The sequence below is a fragment of the Bradyrhizobium ivorense genome (assembly GCF_900696085.1).
Lineage (GTDB): Bacteria > Pseudomonadota > Alphaproteobacteria > Rhizobiales > Xanthobacteraceae > Bradyrhizobium > Bradyrhizobium ivorense.
Window position 1 is genome coordinate 489,760 of record NZ_CAADFC020000004.1, and the last position, 21,700, is coordinate 511,459.

19 protein-coding genes are annotated in these 21,700 nt (G+C 66.1%); 12 read left to right on the forward strand and 7 right to left on the reverse strand.

Annotated features, from left to right (window positions below; all coding sequences use genetic code 11):
• Window positions 1-61 precede the first annotated feature (61 nt).
• Together CI41S_RS03150 and CI41S_RS03155 are read right to left on the reverse strand one after the other, a co-directional pair.
• Window positions 62-1,231 carry a DNA topoisomerase IB gene (locus tag CI41S_RS03150; protein ID WP_139479527.1) on the reverse strand — a complete coding sequence of 390 codons (1,170 nt, stop codon included), beginning with the start codon at window positions 1,229-1,231 and terminating at the stop codon, window positions 62-64.
• Window positions 1,232-1,509: 278 nt separating this feature from the next.
• Complete coding sequence (locus CI41S_RS03155; RefSeq protein ID WP_172627891.1) at window positions 1,510-2,019, reverse strand: DUF2059 domain-containing protein; 510 nt, start codon at window positions 2,017-2,019, stop codon at window positions 1,510-1,512.
• Between the two features lie 199 nt (window positions 2,020-2,218).
• On the opposite strand from CI41S_RS03155, the gene acs reads away from it, so the two are divergent.
• Window positions 2,219-4,171, forward strand: a complete 1,953-nt coding sequence (acs, locus tag CI41S_RS03160) for an acetate--CoA ligase (RefSeq protein ID WP_139857398.1) — start codon at window positions 2,219-2,221, stop codon at window positions 4,169-4,171.
• 317 nt (window positions 4,172-4,488) lie between these two features.
• The gene (locus tag CI41S_RS03165) at window positions 4,489-5,004 is read left to right on the forward strand and encodes a L,D-transpeptidase (RefSeq protein ID WP_139857400.1); all 516 of its coding nucleotides are present in this window, start codon (window positions 4,489-4,491) and stop codon (window positions 5,002-5,004) included.
• Between the two features lie 70 nt (window positions 5,005-5,074).
• On the opposite strand, the gene CI41S_RS03170 is transcribed toward CI41S_RS03165, so the two are convergent.
• Complete coding sequence (locus CI41S_RS03170) at window positions 5,075-5,686, reverse strand: thermonuclease family protein (RefSeq protein ID WP_172627892.1); 612 nt, start codon at window positions 5,684-5,686, stop codon at window positions 5,075-5,077.
• Between the two features lie 65 nt (window positions 5,687-5,751).
• Window positions 5,752-5,976, reverse strand: coding sequence for a DUF1674 domain-containing protein (locus CI41S_RS03175; protein ID WP_139857401.1), 225 nt, complete (start codon window positions 5,974-5,976; stop codon window positions 5,752-5,754).
• 223 nt (window positions 5,977-6,199) lie between these two features.
• On the opposite strand from CI41S_RS03175, the gene CI41S_RS03180 reads away from it, so the two are divergent.
• The 3 genes from CI41S_RS03180 to purH all read left to right on the forward strand — a co-directional run bounded on the left by CI41S_RS03180 (window position 6,200) and on the right by purH (window position 11,464).
• Window positions 6,200-7,552 (forward strand): RsmB/NOP family class I SAM-dependent RNA methyltransferase, encoded by a 1,353-nt coding sequence (locus tag CI41S_RS03180; RefSeq protein ID WP_139857402.1) that lies wholly within the window; start codon window positions 6,200-6,202, stop codon window positions 7,550-7,552.
• Between the two features lie 180 nt (window positions 7,553-7,732).
• Window positions 7,733-9,484 carry a heparinase II/III family protein gene (locus CI41S_RS03185; protein WP_139857403.1) on the forward strand — a complete coding sequence of 584 codons (1,752 nt, stop codon included), beginning with the start codon at window positions 7,733-7,735 and terminating at the stop codon, window positions 9,482-9,484.
• Between the two features lie 387 nt (window positions 9,485-9,871).
• Window positions 9,872-11,464, forward strand: coding sequence for a bifunctional phosphoribosylaminoimidazolecarboxamide formyltransferase/IMP cyclohydrolase (gene purH / locus CI41S_RS03190; protein ID WP_139857404.1), 1,593 nt, complete (start codon window positions 9,872-9,874; stop codon window positions 11,462-11,464).
• 134 nt (window positions 11,465-11,598) lie between these two features.
• Here purH and CI41S_RS03195 read toward each other — a convergent pair whose 3' ends face one another.
• Window positions 11,599-12,915, reverse strand: a complete 1,317-nt coding sequence (locus CI41S_RS03195; RefSeq protein ID WP_139857405.1) for an MFS transporter — start codon at window positions 12,913-12,915, stop codon at window positions 11,599-11,601.
• A 92-nt stretch (window positions 12,916-13,007) separates the two neighbouring features.
• Here CI41S_RS03195 and ggt point away from each other — a divergent pair, with 92 nt between their 5' ends.
• The 3 genes from ggt (at window position 13,008) to CI41S_RS03210 (ending at window position 17,369) form a co-directional block, all read left to right on the forward strand.
• A complete protein-coding gene (ggt, locus tag CI41S_RS03200) occupies window positions 13,008-14,774 on the forward strand; it encodes a gamma-glutamyltransferase (protein ID WP_430649993.1) in 1,767 nt (588 codons plus the stop codon).
• Window positions 14,775-14,977: 203 nt separating this feature from the next.
• Window positions 14,978-16,273, forward strand: a complete 1,296-nt coding sequence (locus CI41S_RS03205; RefSeq protein ID WP_139857406.1) for an MFS transporter — start codon at window positions 14,978-14,980, stop codon at window positions 16,271-16,273.
• Between the two features lie 220 nt (window positions 16,274-16,493).
• A complete protein-coding gene (locus CI41S_RS03210) occupies window positions 16,494-17,369 on the forward strand; it encodes an SDR family oxidoreductase (RefSeq protein ID WP_139857407.1) in 876 nt (291 codons plus the stop codon).
• On the opposite strand, the gene CI41S_RS03215 is transcribed toward CI41S_RS03210, so the two are convergent.
• A complete protein-coding gene (locus tag CI41S_RS03215; RefSeq protein ID WP_139858550.1) occupies window positions 17,366-17,701 on the reverse strand; it encodes a GIY-YIG nuclease family protein in 336 nt (111 codons plus the stop codon). The two genes, CI41S_RS03210 and CI41S_RS03215, sit on opposite strands and share 4 nt — an antisense overlap.
• Window positions 17,702-17,805: 104 nt before the next feature.
• Here CI41S_RS03215 and CI41S_RS03220 point away from each other — a divergent pair, with 104 nt between their 5' ends.
• Window positions 17,806-18,246 carry a DUF1330 domain-containing protein gene (locus tag CI41S_RS03220; RefSeq protein ID WP_139857408.1) on the forward strand — a complete coding sequence of 147 codons (441 nt, stop codon included), beginning with the start codon at window positions 17,806-17,808 and terminating at the stop codon, window positions 18,244-18,246.
• Between the two features lie 8 nt (window positions 18,247-18,254).
• Here CI41S_RS03220 and CI41S_RS03225 read toward each other — a convergent pair whose 3' ends face one another.
• A complete protein-coding gene (locus CI41S_RS03225; RefSeq protein WP_139857409.1) occupies window positions 18,255-18,920 on the reverse strand; it encodes a glutathione S-transferase family protein in 666 nt (221 codons plus the stop codon).
• A gap of 131 nt (window positions 18,921-19,051) precedes the next feature.
• On the opposite strand from CI41S_RS03225, the gene CI41S_RS03230 reads away from it, so the two are divergent.
• The 3 genes from CI41S_RS03230 (at window position 19,052) to panE (ending at window position 21,460) form a co-directional block, all read left to right on the forward strand.
• Window positions 19,052-19,639: a DUF2239 family protein gene (locus CI41S_RS03230; protein WP_139857410.1), complete on the forward strand. Its 588-nt coding sequence runs from the start codon at window positions 19,052-19,054 to the stop codon at window positions 19,637-19,639.
• A gap of 180 nt (window positions 19,640-19,819) precedes the next feature.
• Window positions 19,820-20,425 carry a 2-hydroxychromene-2-carboxylate isomerase gene (locus tag CI41S_RS03235; RefSeq protein WP_172627893.1) on the forward strand — a complete coding sequence of 202 codons (606 nt, stop codon included), beginning with the start codon at window positions 19,820-19,822 and terminating at the stop codon, window positions 20,423-20,425.
• A 114-nt stretch (window positions 20,426-20,539) separates the two neighbouring features.
• Complete coding sequence (gene panE, locus CI41S_RS03240; protein ID WP_139857411.1) at window positions 20,540-21,460, forward strand: 2-dehydropantoate 2-reductase; 921 nt, start codon at window positions 20,540-20,542, stop codon at window positions 21,458-21,460.
• Window positions 21,461-21,700: the final 240 nt, after the last annotated feature.

Sequence of the window (21,700 nt, forward strand, 5' to 3'; positions counted from 1 at the left end):
CCCTCATCCGTCGCGGACTACGTCCGCGCCACCTTCTCCCACAAGGGGAGAAGGGAAGAAATCAAGCCCCCGCCGCCATCACCACCTGCGCCAGCAGTTGCTCGCGCTTGGACTGGGTGCGGTAGCCGCCCATCGTCGCGGCGAAACGTTCGAGGATGCCGTCCTCGAAAGCGGTGACGATGGTGTCGTGGACGTAGCTCTTGCGGCAGATCGCCGGCGTGTTGGAGAGCTGGTCGGCGGCGGCGCGGATCGCGTCCAGCACCTGGCGCTTGCGGCCGCGCTGACTGGTGGCCGGCGTGATCCGCGACAGTGATTCAACCACGACCGCCGATGCCATCAGGGTGCGGAAATCCTTCAGCGAGATCTTGATGCCGGCGATCTCGCGCAGGAACGCGTTCACCGCCGTGGTCGAGGCGGCGCGGACGACGCCCGAGCGGTCGTAATACTGGAACATGCGCTTGCCTGGCACCGCGCGCAGAACGCCGATCGCGCGCACCAGCTTGGCCGCATCGCATTCCTTGCGCACGGCCTTGCCGCCCTTGGCCTTGAAGGTCAGCACCAGCGAATCGTCTTCCAGCGTGACGTTGGACTTCAAGAGCGTGGTGGCGCCGCGGGTGCCGTTGAGGCGGGCATAGGATTCGTTGCCGGGACGGATCGCGGTGCGCGCGATCAACTCGATCACCGCCGACAGCGCGAATTCGCGGGTCGGCTCGTCGCCCGACAGAAACGCCGAGACCTTGCGCCGGATCTTCGGCAGCGCGGCCACCAGCTTGGCGAGGCGATGCGCCTTGCGCTGCTCGCGCACCTTCTCCCAATCGGCGTGATAGCGGTATTGCAGCCGGCCGGCGGCATCGAGACCGACCGCCTGCAGATGCGTGTTCGGATCGGTGGAGTAGCGCACCTGGCGATAGGCCGGAGGCATCGCCATCGCGTGCAGCCTGCGGATGGTGCGGGCGTCGCGGACGTGCGAGCCGTTGGCGCGAACGAATGAATATGTCTTGCCGCGTTTGATGCGGCGGATGGTCAGCTCGTTCTGGTCGCCGAGCCGCAGGCCGAGGTCGCGGGCGAGTTCCTCAACCGAGGCCTTGATGGCGCCTGATGCGTCGAGCTTGATTGTGCCGGGCTTGCTGGCCGGACGCGGCTTCGGCCATTGGCCAAGCGCCTTTGCCAAAGCGACAGCAGGATCGGCGGAAACGGGCCGCACAGCCGCGATGTTCTGCTGATCCATCATCTTCGCTAGACGCCTTGTTCCTGTTCTCCGGGTAATGCCGCTTCTTGGGGCTTCGTTCCGGCGGGCCGTCTGGGCCCCGGGAAGGCCATTTAGGGGGTCTTGGCCGACATTGCGAGTCGCGAATCAGTCGCTAGAGGTTTCTAAATACCTTTCATGGGTGCCATTCGGCCGATAACCTTGATGTCGGCCTGCCCCGATACGGGGAATTGATCGCTGGAACCGCCGACGGAGGCGGCGGTCCGTACCGATTTTGGGCCCGGGAGCGACCCGGAACCGGGTCAGATATTGTGGCCCTTCTTGCGCAACTCCTCGATCATCCGCTGCCGCAGCTCGACGGAAACCGACTGTCCGAACTTCTGGCCGGCCAGCAACGATTGCTGCGTGAGCGCGGGCGACTTGGCGAGGAATTTCTGGCCGACCGGGGTCTTGTAGAAGGCGATCAGGCCGCGCAGATCGTCGGGAGTGAAGTTGTTGGCGTAGACGATGGCGACCGCCTCCGACAATTCGCTGAAGCGGGCCTGGAAGGCCGCGAGCATAACCGGCATCAGGGCGTCGTAGTCGCGCTCGACTTCGCTGCGGCCCTGCACGATGGCGGGCTTGAGGCTCGTCATCAGCGTCGGCATCAGCGCCTTGAACTGATCGACGAAGTGGATGGTGGTCACCAGCTCCCGCGCGGCCGCCAGCGCGTCCGCAGACGGCGCCGGCGCCGCCGTCTGGGCGCGGGCGAGCGGCGCCGAGAGCGACATGACTACGACCAAGAGAGCAGTGACGCGGAGCAGGCGATCCATCATAGAGGTTACTCGTCGGTGCGTTGCGGCAAGCCATCCTACCACAGGTAGAAGCTGCAGAGCATGCCCGGCGGTTTGACGCGACGAAAGTACAGTCCTTTTTCCTTGCCGGGCCGGAATGCGGCAACGCATAATTCGGCAATGATCAAGAAGGCTTGCCGGCGCGTTGTTGGCTGGTGGCAGTGAGTGGAGGAAGCGAATGTCCGAGAAGATCTATGACGTGTCGGCCGACTGGGCCAAGCGCGCCTATATCGATGACGCCAAATATCGCGAGATGTATGCGCGCTCGGTCACGGACCCCAACGGCTTCTGGGCCGAACACGGCAAGCGGGTCGACTGGATCAAGCCCTTCACCAAGGTCGAGAACGTCTCCTTCGCGCCGGGCAACATCTCGATCAAATGGTTCGAGGACGGCGTGCTGAACGTCGCCTGGAACTGCATCGACCGCCACCTCGACAAGCGCGGCGACCAGACCGCGATCATCTGGGAGGGCGACGATCCCTCCGAATCCAAGCACATCACCTACCGCCAGCTGCATGACGAAGTCTGCAAGATGGCCAACATCCTGCGCACCCGGAACGTGAAGAAGGGCGACCGCGTCACGATCTATCTGCCGATGATTCCGGAGGCGGCCTACGCCATGCTGGCCTGCGCGCGGATCGGCGCGATCCATTCGGTGGTGTTCGGCGGCTTCTCGCCGGACAGCCTCGCCCAGCGCATCAAGGACTGCGACTCCAAGGTGATCATCACCGCCGACGAGGGCCTGCGCGGCGGCAAGAAGGTGCCGCTGAAGGCCAATGTCGATGCGGCGATCGCCAAAACCGGCGGGGTCGATTGGGTCGTCGTGGTCAAGCGCACCGGCGGCAAGGTCGACATGAACCCGACGCGCGACCTCTGGTATCACGCCGCCGCCGAGATGGTGACCACCGAATGCCCGTGCGAGCCGATGAACGCCGAGGATCCGCTGTTCATCCTCTATACCTCGGGGTCGACCGGAACGCCGAAGGGTGTGCTGCACACCTCGGCCGGCTATCTGGTGTTCGCGTCGATGACGCATCAATACGTCTTCGACTATCACGACGGCGACATCTACTGGTGCACCGCCGACGTCGGCTGGGTCACCGGCCACAGCTACATCCTCTATGGGCCGCTCGCCAACGGCGCGACCACGCTGATGTTCGAGGGCGTGCCGAACTACCCGGACAATTCGCGGTTCTGGCAGGTGATCGACAAGCACAAGGTCAACACCTTCTACACCGCGCCGACCGCAATCCGCGCGCTGATGCAGGGCGGCGACGAGCCGGTGAAGAAGACCTCGCGCAAGTCGCTCAGGCTGCTCGGCTCGGTCGGCGAGCCGATCAATCCGGAGGCCTGGGAGTGGTACCACCGCGTGGTCGGCGACGACCGCTGCCCGATCGTCGACACCTGGTGGCAGACCGAGACCGGCGGCATTCTGATCACACCGCTGCCCGGCGCCACAAAACTGAAGCCGGGATCGGCGACGCGGCCGTTCTTCGGCGTAGTGCCTGAAATCGTCGACGCCGACGGCAAGACGCTGGACGGCGAGACCTCGGGCAATCTCTGCCTGACGAGGTCGTGGCCGGGCCAGATGCGCACCGTCTATGGCGACCACGACCGCTTCGAGCAGACCTACTTCTCGACCTACAAGAACAAGTACTTCACCGGCGACGGCTGCCGGCGCGACGCCGACGGCTTTTACTGGATCACCGGCCGGGTCGACGACGTCATCAATGTCTCGGGCCACCGCATGGGCACCGCCGAGGTCGAGAGCTCGCTGGTCGCGCATGAGGCGGTCTCCGAGGCTGCGGTGGTCGGCTACCCCCACGACATCAAGGGCCAGGGCATCTATGCCTATGTCACCTTGATGAAGGGCACCGAGCCGACCGAAGCGTTGCGCAAGGAGCTGGTGGCCTGGGTCCGCAAGGACATCGGCCCGATCGCCTCGCCGGATCTCATTCAATTCGCGCCCGGCCTGCCGAAAACCCGCTCCGGCAAGATCATGCGCCGCATCCTGCGCAAGATCGCCGAGGACGATCCGTCCAGCCTCGGCGACACCTCGACGCTGGCCGATCCGGCCGTGGTCGACGACCTCGTACACAACCGCCAGAACAAGAAGGGCGCGCCGGCGTAAGCTGACACCGGCAACATCGCACGACGAATCTGAGGGCCGCGCGCAATTCGCCGCGGCCCTCTGCTTTTCACGGGATTGCCAGAGACGAGGCGCGCACGCGGCGCGTTTGTGGCCAAGTGTTGTTTTCAAGTCATTTACTTTAATCGGAAGATTTTCTTTCTTGCCGCCATCAGAACGTGTCTCGCGACCGCCGTGGCAACCATCCGGTTAAGACACGCGGTTAACATCGCGTGCGTGAGACCGCAGGCCCGTTTTTGCAGGGGCTTGTTGCTTCGTTTTTGGCTCCCTCCGGGAGCTGTTGGGACGTGGAGAGTGTGATGTCGGTGAGGATTGCGGTGGCGGTGGCCGCCACCATCGGGGCGGGCGTGTTGATGTCATCTGCGGCCGAAGCGCGGCCGGAAATGGTCGGGATGCGCGGTGACAATTACGAGCCGGGCACCATCGTGGTCAGGACCAACGAACGGCGGCTCTATCTCATTCTCGATTCCGGCCACGCGATGCGTTACCCGGTCGGCGTCGGCAAGGCCGGCAAGCAGTGGGCCGGCACCACGAAGATCGACGGCAAATACACCAATCCCGCCTGGTCGCCGCCCGCCGAGGTGAGGCGCGACAAGCCCAACATGCCGGACGTGATCCCCGGCGGCTCGCCGCGCAACCCGATGGGCGTCGCCGCGATGACGCTCGCCGGCGGCGAATACGCGATCCACGGCACCAACGTGCCGGGTTCGGTCGGCGGCTTCGTCTCCTACGGCTGCATCCGCATGCTGAACAGCGATATCACCGATCTCTATCAGCGCGTTTCGGTCGGCGCGACCGTCGTCGTCACGCGCTGACACGCATCAGAGCTGCGCACGACAAAGGCCGCGCCTCTGCGCGGCCTTTTGCTTTGGTCAGCACGGCCGCTCAGCGCGCGGCGTTCGCACACCAGCCGAAGCGGTGACCGCCATTGTAGGCGCGCGCATAGCCGCCGGCGAGCAACGCGGACGAGACGTTGTCGGTCTTCTTCGTCGCGACGTCGGCCACGACGCGTCCCTGATATTTGTCGGGGCCGACATTGTAGATCGCGACGCTGCCCTGGCCGAGCAGATCGCGCAGCGCCACCGTCGCCGCTTCCGCCATCTGCAACTCGCGCCGGCACGACGCCTTCAACTCCGGCGCATCGATGCCGCGCAGCCGGACCCGCGTGATCAGATCGGGGCCCGGCGGCAGATGCACCCGCGCCTCGAAGGTGTCGCCATCGATGGTCCTGATCACGTCGACGGCATGCCGGATGTCGGGCGCGCCGGTACGCTGCAGGATCACGTCGGTATCGTGCGACCGGCCGAGCGACCAGTGCGGCGGCCAATGCACCCACTGGCGGATCGGAAGCGTGCTGCCGACGGCGATGCCGAGCACGAACACCCACGGCAGCACCGAGGAGAAGCGCCGGCCCCATACCGAGCGACCGGACGACGGCCGCCCGAATGGCGGGCGTCCCGGCACCCGATGAGCATTTATTCTCTCGTATGGGGACATATTCCCAAGCTAAGCCGGAGTCGTGGCCTCAGGCAAGGGTCGCACGGCACAGGTTACCAAGAGTCTCAAAAGTCTGACGCGATGCCCTTGGTTTCCCAATCGCCGTAACGCGTCGGCTCGGGACCTTTCGGGCCCTGATATTCCTTCGGCCGCGCGGCCGCGTTTTGCTCCGCCGCCTTGCGGCGCTCCTCCGCTTCGGCGAGCGCGCGTTGCGCCGCCGGCGTCAGTGGCTTGCGCGCGGCGGGTTCCGCTGGCGATGCAGTTTTTTCAGATGGAGATTTCTCGGACATGGCGGGACTCTTTGGCAGGACTCTTTGGCAAAGCTCTTCGGCAGATCTCTCAAACTCTCCGGCTGCATGCCTCGACTTGTGATGCCCTCACAGTGACGGCATCACGTTCCTGAAATCCCTCAGCGCGATTCTTACATTTGGCATATTCGCATGCCAGAGGTGTTTCTCGCGTTACGGGCATGAGCCGAATGTAACTCAGCACCTTTCGAGATATCTCCGCTTCATGCCCCCTTCAAGGTTTGCAGTTCCCGCCGAAGTGCCCGGTCTCGCGGCACGCCGTATTGCGGCCGACATTCTCGACGGCGTGCTGCACAAGCATCGCACGCTCGATGATCAGCTCGACGGCGCCGGCGCGCATCCCGGTCTGAAATCGCTCGCCGATCGCGACCGCGCGCTGATGCGCCGGCTGGTGTCGACCATTTTGCGCCGGCTCGGCACGCTCGGCCATCTGCTGTCGCGGCTGCTCGATCGCGGCGTGCCGACCGATGCGCCGCGCGCGCAAAGTGCGCTGCTGATCGGCGCCGCGCAGATCATCTGGATGGACGTGCCCGATCACGCCGCGGTCGATCTCTCGGTGCGGCTGGTGCAATCGGACCGCCGCGCGGCGAAATATGCCGGGCTCGTCAACGCCGTGCTGCGCCGCTGTGCGCGCGAGGGCCAGGGGCTGATCGACGAGGTGAAGACGCAGACGCTCGATCTGCCGCAGTGGATGCTGGCGCGCTGGACCGCGCATTACGGCGAGGAGACCGCGCGCAACATGGCGCTCGCGCTCGGCCACGAGCCGTCGCTCGATCTCACGGTGAAGGCGGACGCGCTGCAATGGGCGAGCCGCCTGCATGGCGAGCGGCTGCCGACGGGAACCGTGCGCACGCTGCTGCAGGGTTCCGTGACCATGCTGCCCGGTTTCGCCGAAGGCCAATGGTGGGTGCAGGACGCTGCCGCCGCGCTGCCGGCGCGGCTGTTCGGCGACGTCAAGGACAAGGCGATCGCCGATCTCTGCGCCGCGCCCGGCGGCAAGACCGCGCAACTGGCGCTGGCCGGCGCCCGTGTCACCGCGATCGATCGCTCGCCGGCGCGGATGGCGCGGCTGCGCGACAACCTCACGCGGCTGGCGCTATCGGCCGAGCCCATCGTCGCCGACGCGGCCGAATGGCCGGCGCAGGCCGCAAGTTTCGACGGCATCCTGGTCGATGCGCCCTGCACCTCGACCGGGACCATCCGCCGTCACCCCGACGTTGCCTGGCTGCGCCAGGAGGCCGACATCGGCGCGCTGGCGGCGTTGCAGAAGCGGCTCCTGCAAAAGGCCGTCGCGTTGCTGAAACCCGGCGGTACGCTGATCTACTGCACCTGTTCGCTGGAGCCGGAGGAAGGCGAGCGGGCGATCGCCGCGCTGCTGGCGAGCGAATCAGGCCTGCGGCGCGCGCCGGTCGAGAAGGGCGAAGTCGCGGGCCTCGAGGAGATCATCACCACTGAGGGTGATTTGCGCACCCTGCCCTGCCATTTGCCGCACGCCGATCCGCGGCTTGGCGGCCTGGATGGATTTTACGCGGCGAGGCTGGTTAAATCCGCTGGTTAAATCCTGATTTTGAGCGTGATTCTTCTAAGCTCGTTGCAGTGATTCGCGCGTGTGACAAGACGGTGTCCGAGTGCGTTCTTGGGTACGTTTTCTTGGCACGTTTTCTTGGGCACGTTTTCTTGGGCGCGTTTCCGGATTAAATAAGGATTCGTTGAACAACTCCTCCCCACAAGGTTAGGCGTGTCGGTCGCTCAAAGCAGACGCATCTCGACGCTGATTGCTGGCCGCTTCGCGCGCAGCATGATTGCGCGCGCGAGCGGGGGAACCGTCGCGCTGTCGCGGCTGTGGCCGGGCCGCACCGACCGCCTGATCATCGCCCCGCACGACCTGCGGACCGCCGACGCCACCCGCGCCGCCGAGATCTATGCCGGACGATTCGTGTTCGCGGGCAAGATCGTAACCTGCCACGGCCGCTCGATCTTCGATCTCGAGCCGCCGTCGGAGGATTGGGAAGCCGCGCTGCTCGGCTTCGGCTGGCTGCGTCATCTGCGCGCCGCCGACACCGCGCTGACCCGCGCCAACGCCCGCTCGCTGGTCGACGACTGGATCTCCAACCAGGCGCGCAAGCGGCCGCTGGAGCGACGCGCCGACGTGCGCGCGCGCCGCGTGATCTCGCTGCTGTCGCAGGCGCCGCTGGTGCTCGGCGACACCGACGGCAAATTCTACCGCAAATATCTGCGCGGGCTGGCGCGCGAGATCAAATATCTGCGCTATTCCACGCTCGACAATGACGGCGTGCCGCGCCTGCAGGTGCTGATCGCGCTGTGCTACGCCTCGCTCTGCCTCGCCAACCAGGCGCGCAACATCAAGACCGCCTCGCGGAAGCTGTCGGACGAATTGCAGCGCCAGATCCTGCCCGACGGCGGCCACATCTCGCGCAATCCCGGCGCGCTGGTCGAACTGCTCAGCGATCTCTTGCCACTGCGGCAGACGTTTGCTGCACGGAACATCGCGCCGCCGCCGGCGCTGCTCAACGCCATCGACCGCATGATGCCGATGCTGCGCTTCTTCCGTCACGGCGACGGCAGCTTTGCGCTGTTCAACGGCATGTCGACCGCGCCGTCCGATCTCGTCGCGACGCTGCTCGCCTATGACGACACCCGCGGCGTGCCGATGTCGAACATGCCGCATTCCGGGTTCCAGCGGATCGATGCCGGCACGACCGCGCTGATCATCGACACCGGCGCGCCGCCGCCGCCGAGCGTCAGCCAGGACGCGCATGCCGGCTGCCTGTCGTTCGAGTTCTCCTCCGGGGCGAGCCGCATCGTGGTCAATTGCGGCATGCCGTCGACCGGCCGCGACAATTGGCGGCCGTTCGCGCGCTCCACCGCGGCGCATTCGACGTTGACCTATCACGAGTCGTCGTCGTGCCAGTTCGTCGAGCTGTCGGCGATGAAGCGGCTGCTGCGCGGTTCGCCGATCACCTCAGGCCCCAGCAATGTCGACAGCCACCGCGAGGCCATCAGCGACGGCGACATGCTCACGGCGTCGCATGACGGCTATCTCTCCCGCTTCGGCGTGATCCACCGCCGCGTGCTGATGGTCTCCGACGACGGCACCCGCCTCGAAGGCGAGGACCAGGTCGGGCCGGCGCCGAGCGGCCGCATCAAGGGCAGCGACGCCGATTTCGCACTGCGCTTCCATCTGCACCCGTCGGTGAAGGCGAGCCGGCTGTCGGACGCGCGCGGCGTCATGCTGGTGCTGCCCAACCGCGACGTCTGGACCTTCGAGGCTGTTGACGACAAGGTCGAGCTCGAGGACAGCGTGTTCCTCGCCGGCAATGACGGCCCGCGCCGCACCTCCCAGATCGTGATCCGGCAGGACGCCCGGCAGGCGTCCACGGTGCGCTGGAGCTTTGTCCGCTCATCGACCTCGGCCTCCGCCACCAACGCCCGCCGCAACGCCCGCCGCGAGCCGGAACTGCCGCTGTAGGGACGGCCTGAGGGGCGCGCTGCCAAATTGGCGAAAACAACCCCATGCAAAGTAGCCGGCCGCGGGGCAGCCGGCCTTCGACACCAAGATTCGGCGCCGTCCCGGCCTAGTGCGCAATTGCGCACTGGAGCCGGGACGACGAGTGAGATGGTCGCTCTATCCCCGTCATCCTGAGGTGCGAGCCTCTTCGGCGAGCCTCGAAGGATGCACGGCCCGGCCGGTGGCCGTCGACCCTTCGAGGGCCGCTGAAGAAGCGGCCACCTCAGGGTGACGGGTCTGATTGCTCCCCAATCGCCCGCAATTTCCGGGGAATCCGCCTCCGGAACCGGTTTCGGTCCCCGGCAAACCGTGCTACCCGGCTGCCTTAACAGCCAGGGATTTCCTCAGATGACTGAACAGCTTCGCCGCGTGACCCGCGCTCTGTTGTCGGTTTCCGACAAGACCGGATTGATCGATTTTGCCAGGGCACTGTCCGACCATGGCGTCGAGCTGGTCTCGACCGGCGGCACTGCGAAAGCGATCGCGGCGGCGGGGCTACAGGTCAAGGACGTCTCCGAGCTCACCGGTTTCCCCGAGATGATGGACGGCCGGGTCAAAACGCTGCATCCGAAGGTGCATGGCGGCCTGCTCGCGATCCGCGACAACAAGGAGCACGCGTCCGCGATGGCCGCGCACGGCATCGCGCCGATCGATCTCCTGGTGGTCAACCTCTATCCGTTCGAGGCCACCGTCGACAAAGGCGCCGGCTTCGAGGAGTGCATCGAGAACATCGACATCGGCGGCCCCGCAATGATCCGCGCCGCGGCCAAGAACCATGACGATGTCGCCGTCGTGGTCGAGGCGAGCGACTACCAGGCCGTGCTCGAGGAACTCACCGCGCACAAGGGCGCGACGTCGCTTGGGCTGCGCCGCCGGCTCGCCGCCAAGGCTTACGCGCGCACCGCGGCCTATGACGCCGCGATCTCGAACTGGTTTGCCGTGCAGCTCGACACCAAGGCGCCGGACTTCCGCGCCTTCGGCGGCAGGCTGCTGCAGTCGCTGCGCTATGGTGAGAACCCGCATCAGACCGCGGCGTTCTACGCCACGCCGGAGAAGCGGCCAGGCGTTGCGACCGCGCGGCAGCTGCAGGGCAAGGAACTGTCCTACAACAACATCAACGACACTGATGCTGCCTATGAATGCGTCGGCGAGTTCGATCCGCAGCGCACGGCGGCCTGCGTCATCGTCAAGCATGCCAATCCCTGCGGCGTCGCCGAGGGCCCGGACCTCGCCACCGCCTACCGCAGCGCGCTCGCCTGCGATTCGACCTCGGCCTATGGCGGCATCATCGCGGTCAACCGCACGCTCGATGCGGATGCGGCGCGCGCCATCATCGGCATCTTCACCGAGGTGATCATCGCGCCCGACGCGACCGAGGAGGCGATCGCGATCATCGCCGGCCGGCGCAATCTGCGCCTCTTGCTCGCCGGCGGCCTGCCCAACCCGCGCGCCGTCGGCCTGACCGCCAAGACGGTTGCCGGCGGCCTCCTGGTGCAGAGCCGCGACAACGCCGTGGTCGAAGACATGGATCTGAAGGTCGCGACCAAGCGCGCGCCGACCGACGCCGAGCTGCGCGACCTGAAATTCGCCTTCCGCGTCGCCAAGCACGTCAAGTCGAACACCATCATCTATGCCAAGGATCTCGCCACGGTCGGCATCGGCGCCGGCCAGATGAGCCGGGTCGATTCCGCGCGCATCGCCGCGCGCAAGGCGCTGGATGCGGCGGCCGAGCTGAAGCTCGCCGAGCCGCTGACCAAGGGCTCGGTGGTCGCCTCGGATGCGTTCTTCCCGTTCGCCGACGGCATGCTCGCCTGCATCGAGGCCGGCGCCACCGCGGTGATCCAGCCCGGCGGCTCGATGCGCGACGACGAGGTGATCAAGGCCGCCGACGAGCACGGCATCGCCATGGTGTTCACGGGCGTGCGGCATTTCCGGCACTGATGCATCGGTTGTCGTCCCGGCGAAGGCCGGGACCAACCACGAATGCTCGTTGTGAAGTGGGCCGTCTCCGCTTGTGCCTCTTCCCACGGCCGCGGAGTATGGGTCCCGGCCTTCGCCGGGACGACGGTGGTGGTTTACGCGCGCACCCGTGCCAGCAGCGCCAGCCCCAGCACAAAAAACCCCACCAGCACCGCCATCCCCGCCTTCTGGCTCGCGGTCGCGGCGGTGATGGCGCCGATCAGGAGCGGGCCGATGAATGACGTGACCTTGCCGGTCAGCGCGAACAGGCCAAAATACTGCGCGATGCGATCCTTCGGTGCGAGGCGGATCAAAAGCGTGCGCGAGGCGGCCTGCAGCGGCCCGCCGGCGGCGCCGATCAGACAGCCGAGCACGATGTAGGCGCGCTCGGCGGCGCCGGCGAACAGCGGGCCATCGGCGACCGGCGGCGCGACCGGAATGAACAGGATGGAATCCTTGTTCACCGTGAGGATCACCACGATCGCGAACAGCAGGATCACGAGGCTGCCGGTGATGACCCGCTTCGGCCCGAGCGCATCGTCGAGCTTGCCGCCAAGCCAGGCGCCGAACGTGCCCGCGGCATAGATGCCGCCGAATGCGAACAGCGAGACCAGCCCGTCGGTATAGATCATGTTGGCGAGCAGGAACCGCGCCATCGATTTCTGCTTCGGCGGGCTCGCCAGGGATTCGCGCAGCTCGCGCAGGCCTTCGCCAAGCGCGTCGCGGATCGGACGTTTCGCCGGATAGTCCGGCGTGAACAGGAACATCGGCGTCACGAAGACGACGAACCACAGCGCCGTCAGCGGTCCGGTGATGCGGTCGCCCGCATGCGTGACCGGATCGAGCCCGAACAACGGGGTGAGACCGAACAGCGTGCGGCCGGTCTCGGCATTGGCGGCGAGAAAGCCGAGCACCAGAACGAGACTCAAGATGCCGCCGACATAGCCGGTGGCCCAGCCGGTGCCGGACAGACGCCCGATCTTGTCCGGCGGCACCAGCGTCGGCATCATCGCATTGTTGAAGACGGTGGCGAATTCGACGCCGACGCTGGCGATCGCATACGCCAGCAGCAGCGCGGGAATGACGTCAGGATTGCCCGGCTTGCCGATCCACATCGCGCTGGCGCCGATCACGAGCAGCGCGCCGAAACCCGCGATCCACGGCTTGCGCCGGCCGCTGGCATCGGCGATCGCTCCTAACACCGGCGACAGCAGCGCAATCGCGAGCCCGGCGGCTGCGGTGGCAAAGCCCCACAGCGCCTGCCCGCTCGCCGGATCGGACGCGACGAAGCCGGCAAAATAAGGCGCAAACACAAAGGTCGTGATCAGCGTGAAATAAGGCTGCGCGGCCCAGTCGAAGAAGATCCAGCTGACGACGGCGGCGCGGCCCGGATAGGTTTTTGCGCTGTCGGTGCTCGTCTCAATCGTCGTCATCGCCAAAGCTATTCCCAAAAGTCCGATCACGCGCAGGCTTTCGCCTCTGCAATCCGTTCCCATATAGCATGGGCTTGTTGGGTGAATACCGGATGGCGATGAACAGGGCGGGGCTCTCGATGGCGGCAACACTCTCGCGGCGGCTGTTTGCCGCGCTCCTCCTCATCGGCATCTCCGCACCGGCATTCAGCCAGGAGCAGCGCCGCTTCTATTCGCCGCCGTCCGCCGATGCGGTCAGCAGTGTTCCCGCCGAACACGGCATGGTGGTGGCGCAGGAGAAGCTCGCCGCGCAGGTCGGCGCCGACATCCTGCGGCAGGGCGGCAATGCAGTCGACGCCGCAGTCGCCACCGGCTTTGCGATGGCGGTGACCTATCCGCGCGCCGGCAATATCGGCGGCGGTGGTTTCATGGTGATTCATCTTGCCCGGCGCAATGAAGATATCGCGATCGACTATCGCGAGACTGCGCCGCAGGCCGCGACCCGCGACATGTTTTTGGGCCCCGACGGCAAGCCCGATCCGGACAAGTCGCGCAACTCCGCGCTCGCGATCGGTGTGCCCGGCACGGTCGCGGGCCTCGCGCTGGCGCTGGAGAAGTACGGCTCCGGCCATTTCACGCTGGCGCAGATTCTCAAGCCCGCGATCGATCTCGCCCGCGACGGCTTTATCGTGACCGACGACACATCGGACACGCTCGGAGACATGTACCGCCGGATGTCGCGCTGGCCGAATTCGGCAAAGACGTTCTCGAACGCCGACGGCAGGCCGCTGCGCGAGGGCGACCGCCTGATCCAGGGCGATCTCGCGGCGGTGCTGACGGCGATTGCCGAGCAGGGCCCGCGCGGCTTCTACCAAGGCACGGTCGCCGAGAAGCTCGTCAACGGCATCAACAATTCCGGCGGCATCTTTACTCTCGGCGATCTCAAATCCTACCAGCCGGTGATCCGCGCGCCGATGCGCGGCAGCTATCGCGGTTACGATGTGGTGTCGATGCCGCAGCCTTCCTCCGGCGGCGTGGTGCTGATCGAGATCCTCAACATTCTCGAGGGCCTGCCGATGTCCGACATGAAGCAGGGCTCGGCCACCTCGCTGCATGTAATGCTGGAGGCGATGAAGCGCGCCTATGCCGACCGCGCGCGCTATCTCGGCGATCCCGCCTTCGTCGACGCGCCGACACAATTGCTGACGTCCAAGGACTACGCCGCCAAGCAGCGCGCGACCATTGATCTCGCCCGTGCCACGCCCTGGGTCGATGTGCAGAACGCCAAGCCGCCGAAGGAAGGCGACAACACCACGCACTATTCGGTGGTCGATGCCAGCGGCAACGCCGTCAGCAACACCTATACGCTGAACTTCCCCTATGGCGTCGGCCTCGTCGCCGAGGGCACCGGCGTGCTGCTCAACAACGAGCTCGACGACTTCACCGCCGCGCCGGGCGCCGCCAACGCCTTCGGCCTGGTCGGCTTCGAGGCCAATTTACCCGGCCCCGGCAAGCGTCCGCTGTCGTCGATGTCGCCGACCATTCTGCTGAAGGACGGCAAGGTGGTGCTGGTGACGGGATCGCCCGGCGGCAGCCGCATCATCTCCGCGGTGACGCAGATCATCGTCGACGTCATCGACTACAAGATGGATATCGCGGCCGCCGTGGCCGCGCCGCGGGTGCATCATCAATGGCTGCCCGACGAGGTCAGGATCGAGCGTGGTTTTCCCGATGATGTGCTGGCCGAGCTGCGAAGCAAGGGCCACAAGCTGGTCGAGCCGCTGGGCTATTCCTCGGCCAACTCGATCCTCGTGACACCGAATGGTCTGCTCGGCGCCCCCGATCCGCGCACGCGGGGGTCGGAGGCGGCGGGGCAGTAAATCGCGGGGCGGCAAAGCGGACCCGTCGCGCCGTAGCTCGGGAGAGCGAAGGCGGAAGTGTACCCACGATCACGAGCACACTACCGATGGTGGGCACGGTGCAAACACGCCTTTGCCCACCCACCGGCATCGGGCTAAGTTGCTCTCTCCGCAAAGCCGGCCGCGGTTCAGAAGCCGGCGACAAATCTTCCAAGGAAGCGCGCATGAGCCAAGCCGAACCCAAGCCGATGGAAATTGCCGAGATCGAGGACACCAGCCTCCTCGCCTTCTATCGCGACATGAACAACAAGGAACGGCACACCTTCTGGGCCTGCGCCTCGGGCTGGACGCTCGACGGCATGGATTTCATGATCTATCCGCTGGTGATCGGAACCATCATCACGCTGTGGAAGGTCGACCCCGGCACCGCCGGCCTTGCGGGCACCGTGACGCTGCTGGCATCCGCCGTCGGCGGCTGGCTCGGCGGCTATCTCTCCGACCGCATCGGGCGGGTGAAGACGCTGCAGCTCACCATCATCTGGTTCTCGTTCTTCTCGCTGGTCTGCGCGTTGGTGCAGAATTTCGACCAGCTGCTGATCGCCCGCGCGCTGCTCGGGCTCGGCTTCGGCGGCGAATGGGCCGCCGGCGCGGTGCTGATCGGCGAGGCGATCCGGCCGCAATATCGGGGCCGCGCGGTCGGCTCGGTGCAATCGGGCTGGGCGGTCGGCTGGGGCCTCGCGGTGCTGTCGCAGGCGGTGCTGTTCTCGATCCTGCCCGCGGAAAGCGCGTGGCGCTGGATGTTCATGATCGGCGCGCTGCCGGCGCTCTTGGTGTTCTATCTGCGCCGCTACGTCACCGAGCCGGAGATTTCCGCAGCAACCATGGCGCAGCAGCAGGCGTCCGGCAGCGGCCCGGCCGCGCTGTGGGAGATCTTTCAGGGGCCGATCCTGAAGACCACGCTGCTGGCGTCGCTGGTCGGCACCGGCATGCAGGGCGGCTACTACGCCATCACCTTCTGGGTGCCGCGCTTCCTCACCACCGAACGCAAGCTGTCGGTGGTCGGCTCGACCGGCTATCTCGCGACCCTGATCATCGGTTCCTTCATCGGCTATCTGGTCGGCGCCTGGCTCGCCGACCGCATCGGCCGCCGCAACCTGTTCCTGATCTTCTCGCTCGGCGCCATCGCCGTGGTGCTGCTCTACACCCAGCTGCCGCTCTCCAACGAGGTGCTCTGGGTGCTGGGCTTTCCGCTCGGCTTCTTCGCCTCGGGCTATTTCTCCGGCATGGGCGCGTTCCTGACCGAGCTCTATCCGACAAGGCTGCGCGGCTCCGGCCAGGGTTTCTGCTACAATTTCGGCCGCGGCATCGGCGCGCTGTTCCCGTTCCTGGTCGGCGCGCTCTCGACCACGACCTCGCTGGCCAACGCGATCGCGATCTTCGCAGTGGCGGCCTACGGCGTGTTCTTCCTTGCCGCCTACGCGCTGCCGGAGACGCGCGGGCGGGTGCTGCATGCGGATTGAAAGAGGTCGCGACATGGTCAAGCCGCTTGCTCCGCTTCGCCTCTCCCCCTGTGGGAGAGGCCGGATTGCATGAAGCGAAGCGGAATGCGATCCGGGTGAGGGGTTGCGGTCTGTCCATGCAGTTTGCCGTGTGGAAGGATACCCCTCACCCCCAACCCTCTCCCACAAGGGGAGAGGGAGCCATCGGTTCGTGCGTCCCTAACTATCGAGGAGCCAGCAGATGACATCGCTCAAGGGCAAGACGCTGTTCATCTCGGGTGCGAGCCGCGGCATTGGGCTCGCGATTGCGCTGCGGGCGGCACGGGACGGCGCCAATGTCGCGATCGCGGCCAAGACCGCCGAGCCGCATCCCAAGCTGAAGGGCACGATCTACACCGCCGCCGACGAGGTTCGCGCCGCCGGCGGCAAGGCGCTGCCCGTGATCTGCGACATCAGGGACGAGACGCAGGTGGTGGCGGCGATCGAGAAGACCGTGGCCGAATTCGGCGGCATCGACATCTGCGTCAACAATGCCAGCGCCATCAGCCTGACGACGTCGCAGGCGACCGACATGAAGCGCTACGACCTGATGATGGGCATCAACACCCGCGGCACCTTCATGGTGTCGAAATATTGCATCCCGCATCTGAAGAAGGCGGAGAACCCGCACATCCTGATGCTGTCGCCGCCGCTCGACATGAAGACCAAATGGTTCGAGCATTCGACCGCCTACACGATGGCGAAGTTCGGCATGAGCATGTGCGTGCTTGGCCTCGCCGGCGAGCTGAAGGCCGCCGGCATCGCCGTCAACGCGCTGTGGCCGCGCACCACCATCGCCACCGCCGCGGTCGGCAATCTGCTCGGCGGCGACACCGTGATGCGCGCGAGCCGCACGCCTGAGATCATGGGCGATGTGGCCTATGCGATCTTCACCCGGCCGGCGCGCGAGTTCACCGGCCAGTTCTGCATCGACGACAAGGTGCTCTATGCCAACGGCATGCGCGACTTCGAGCACTACCGCGTCGATCCGTCGGTACCGCTGATGGCGGACTTCTTCGTGCCCGACGACGACGTGCCGCCGCCCGGCGTCACCGTGCAGGCGTTACCGTCGCACTAGATCGCTGACGCATTGAGCTGCGCGCGCCAGTGCGCGACGCGCTCCTTGAGCAGCGTATCGCGCACATAGGCGAGCTCCTCGTCCTCGATGCGCTCGAGCGCTTCGAGCGCGAAGTTTTGTTCGCCATGCGCCGACCACGCGCGCTGCAGCTCGGCGTTGCGATGATCGCCCATGCGCAATGCGAACCAGATCCGGTTCTGGATCTTGTCGAGGTCGAACGCCTGCCCGACCCAGATCTCGCCGCTCGCGCGGCAGCGGATCGCGAACACGCCGGCGATGCTCGGGCGCTTCTTGTAGTCGGCGATGGCAAGTTTTCGGGTCTCGGTCTTCATCATGGCGGGCTCCTGTCGCTCGCCTATTTATGTCCGGGTATTATTGACATGGCAATAAGACCCGGGTAAAACATGTCTATCGAAGCCCGACGGGACGACCGGACATGGACACCGCCTGCCACTTGGAGCCGACCTATTTGGAGCCGACCTGGGACGCCGGCCGCGCCTTTGCCCAGCGCGAGATCGCCGGCGAGATGGTGATGCTCAATCTGCTGCGCTTTCGGGCCATCGCCGATTATTCGCAAAGCCCCGAGCTCGCGCCACTGCGGCCGATCTCGGGCGCCGAGGCCTATGACCGCTATGTCGCGCACACGCTGCCGCTGCTGCGCAAGAGCGGCGGCGATCTGTTGTTCATGGGCGAAGGCGGCGCGTTCCTGATCGGGCCCGAGGGCGAGCGCTGGGACCGCGCCATGCTGATCCGGCAGAAGAGCCGCGGCGCATTCCTCGCCTTTGCAGTGGCGGAGGCCTATCTCGCCGGCATCGGACATCGCACCGCGGCGCTGTCGGATTCGCGGCTGCTGCCGCTCATCGAGTTGCCGCGATGACCGCCCACTTAGCGACCGACCTGATACGGCCCGCCCTTCTCCAGCGCCCGCGCGTAGGCCGGGCGCGCGTGAATGCGCGCGAGGAAGGCGACGCATTTCGGATGGCCGTCCTCGAGCCCGCCGCGCGCCGCGGCCGCTTCGAGCGGAAAGCTCATCTGGATGTCCGCGCCGGTGAACTCGTTGCCGGCGAACCACTCGCTCTTGCCGAGCTCGCCCTCCCAATAGGCCATGTGCTGCTTGATCTGCGGATTGACCAGTGTGGACAGCGCCGTGTTGGACACCTTGCGCACCAGCGGCCGCAGCAGCGCCGGCGCGCGCTTCGGCATCAGCGTGAACAACAGCTTGAGCAGCAGCGGCGTCATCGCCGAGCCCTCGGCATAGTGCAGCCAATAGGTGAAGCGCAGCCGCTCCGGCGTGCCGGCCGGCGGGATCAGCCGGCCATTGCCGTAGGTGGCGATGATGTAGTCGAGGATCGCGCCGGATTCCGCGATGGTGTTGCCGTTGTCGGTGATCACCGGCGACTTGCCGAGCGGATGGATCGCACGCAGCTCCTTCGGCGCGCGCATGTCGGGCTGGCGCTGATAGCGCACGATCTCGTAGGGCACTCCCAGCTCCTCGAGCAGCCACAGCACGCGCTGCGAGCGGGAATTGTTGAGATGATGAACCGTCAGCATGGGTGTCCTCTGAAGCCTCAGGGCAGTCGAGCACTGTTTGGTGCCAGCCGGACGCGAGAAAGTCGAGATCGAGGCACTACGGCCATCAAAAATTACCCGGACAATATGTCGCGCAACCCGAGAGGTCCGCAATGAATCCCGCCTATGTCGCCTTCGAGGGCGAGCGCCGCATCGCCGCCGGCGACCTCCCCGAGGTTGTCCGCACGGCCAAGCAGCTGCTGGACCGGCGCAAGGACGCCGCGATCCTCGTGTTCAACGGCCACACCTCGGCGCTGGTCGACATCGATTATCGCGGCTCGGTCGACGACGTGCTCAAGCGTCTGCCGAAGCCGGCCGCTGCGCCGGCGGAGGAGCCACCGGCGCCCGCCGCGCCGCGCGGCCCCGGCCGTCCCAAGCTCGGCGTCGTCGCGCGCGAGATCACGCTGCTGCCGCGGCACTGGGACTGGCTGGCGCAGCAGAAAGGCGGCGCATCGGTCGCGATCCGCAAGCTGATCGACGAGGCCCGCCGCTCCAGCGGCGACAAGGATCGCACCCGCCTCGCCCAGGACGCGGCCTATCGCTTCATGACGACGATGGCCGGCAACCGGCCGCATTACGAGGACGCGATCCGCGCGCTGTTCGCGCACGACCGCCGGCGCTTTGCGACGCTGATCGCGGACTGGCCCGCCGATATCCGCGACCACGCCATCAGCCTCGCCCACAGCGATCAGGCGGATTAGCGCGCCGCCTTGCTGCGCGTTGTTCCGGACCCCTGCGATCCGCGTGCGGAATGGCGCGTATGCGCGGCCGATCCAGCGTTTGACAACCCGTCGCACGGCTCACATGATGAGTATCATATTCTACGCGCGGGGCCTGCGACAGCAGGCCTGTGCCAAGCGAAGCTTCAGGGAGAGACTGCCGTGAGCCAAAATCCGCAATTCCTGTTCGATTTCGGCAGTCCCAACGCCTTCCTCAGCCACAAGGCGATCCCGGCCATCGAGCGGCGCACTGGGGTGAAATTCGAATATGTCCCGATCCTGCTCGGCGGCATCTTCAAGGCCACCAACAACAAGTCGCCGGCCGAGACGCTGGCCGGCGTCAAGAACAAGCCCGAGTTCCAGCAGGTCGAGACCAAGCGCTTCCTCAAGCGCTTCAACGTCGCGCCCTATGTCTGGAACCCGTTCTTCCCGATCAACACGTTGAACTTGATGCGCGCGGCGGTCGCGGCGCAGATGGAAGGCGTGTTCGAGCCCTACATCGAGGCCGCGTTCCACCACATGTGGGTCGAGCCGAAGAAGATGGACGATCCGGAAGTGGCTGCCAAGGCCCTCACCGCCTCGGGCCTCGATGGCGCCAAACTGCTCGCCCGCGGGCAGGAAGCCGAGGTGAAGGGCAAGCTGATCGAATACACCCAGAAAGCCGTCGAGCGCGGCGCATTCGGCTCGCCGACCTTCTTCGTCGGCAACGAGATGTTCTTCGGCAAGGAGCAGCTCCGCGAAGTCGAGGAATTGGTGTCGGGAAAGTGAGATGAGCGAATGGCGAATAGCGAGTAGCGAATAGACTTCTCACGTCCTTATCTATTCGCTACTCACCATTCGCTATTCGCCCATCTCCCCGGGCAACAAGAAGGAAAAATCCCCATGCGCGTTCTCGTGGTCGGCGCCGGTGCGATCGGCGGATATTTTGGCGGCCGGATGCTTGAGGCCGGCCGCGACGTCACCTTCCTGGTGCGGCCGCGCCGCGCCGCCGAGCTGGCGTCGGCCGGCCTCGTGATCAAGAGCCCGAACGGCGATGCGACCTTGACGAATCCGCCGACCGTGCAGGCCGACAAGCTGTCGCAAAAGTTCGACGTCGTACTGCTGAGCTGCAAGGCCTTCGATCTCGACGATGCGATCAAGTCCTTTGCGCCCGCGGTCGGCGACAACACCGCGATCATTCCGCTGCTCAACGGCATGCTGCATCTCGATGCGCTCGACAAGAGGTTCGGCGCGCAGCACGTGCTCGGCGGCTTGTGTGCGATCGCGGCGACGCTGAACGAGAAGCGCGAGGTGGTGCAGCTGCAGCCGATGCAGTCGCTGAATTTCGGCGAACGCGCCGGCGGCCTGTCGGACCGGGTCCGCGCCATCGCCGACGCCTTCTCCGCGATCAACGGCGCGGCCGCCAGCGACCACGTGATGCAGGACATGTGGGAGAAATGGGTGTTTCTGGCCTCGCTCGCCGCCTCGACCAGCCTGATGCGGACCTCGGTCGGCAACATCCTGGCCGCGCCCGGCGGCAAGGATTTTTTGCTCGGCATTCTCGACGAATGCAGCGCGATCGCCGCCGACGCCGGCCATGCCCCGGGCGGCCCGTTCTTCCAGCGCACCCGCGGCCTGCTCACCACCGAAGGCTCGCCTATGACGGCATCGATGTTCCGCGACATCAGAGCGGGGCTGCCGGTCGAGGCCGATCACGTCATCGGCGATCTGATCGTGCGCGCCGATGCGGCGAAGATTCCCGTGCCGAAGCTGCGCACGGCCTACACGCATCTCAAGGCGTATGAGAAGCAGCGGCAGGCGTAACGCAGGTTTCGATCCAAGCGACGCGCTGACTTCCCCTTCCCCCTGAAAGGGGGAAGCTCGGGATGGGGGTCAGCCGCAGGCGACGCTATATGAGGATAGAGCAGATCCCCACCCGCTTTGCTCTCACGAGCAAAGCGACCTCCCCTTTTCAAGGGGAGGTGGAGTTCGTAGCCCGGATGGAGCGAAGCGTAATCCGGGAACGGTCGTTCCGCCGATGCAGCAGCCCCGGATTGCGCTGCG